The 419-nt window shown below is 51.6% G+C and carries 1 protein-coding gene; it reads left to right on the plus strand.

The annotated features are described in order from the left end of the window. Positions 1-419: EF-Tu C-terminal domain-related protein (locus KIF87_RS23045; protein ID WP_249666011.1), on the plus strand; the 419-nt coding region annotated here is incomplete at both ends.

Genomic DNA, 419 nt, shown 5'->3' on the forward strand with positions numbered 1-419 from the left:
GAAGAAGTTGAAATCGTTGGTATCAAAGAGACTGCGAAGTCTACCTGTACTGGCGTTGAAATGTTCCGCAAACTGCTGGACGAAGGCCGTGCTGGTGAGAACGTTGGTGTTCTGCTGCGTGGTATCAAACGTGAAGAAATCGAACGTGGTCAGGTTCTGGCGAAGCCAGGCTCAATCAAGCCACACACCAAGTTCGAATCTGAAGTGTACATCCTGTCCAAAGACGAAGGCGGCCGTCATACTCCGTTCTTCAAAGGCTACCGTCCACAGTTCTACTTCCGTACAACTGACGTGACCGGTACCATCGAACTGCCAGAAGGCGTTGAGATGGTAATGCCAGGCGACAACATCAAGATGGTTGTGACTCTGATCCACCCAATCGCGATGGACGACGGTCTGCGTTTCGCAATCCGTGAAGG

Origin of the sequence: Enterobacter sp. 120016 (genome assembly GCF_018383635.1) — a bacterium.
GTDB classification, from domain to species: domain Bacteria; phylum Pseudomonadota; class Gammaproteobacteria; order Enterobacterales; family Enterobacteriaceae; genus Enterobacter; species Enterobacter asburiae_D.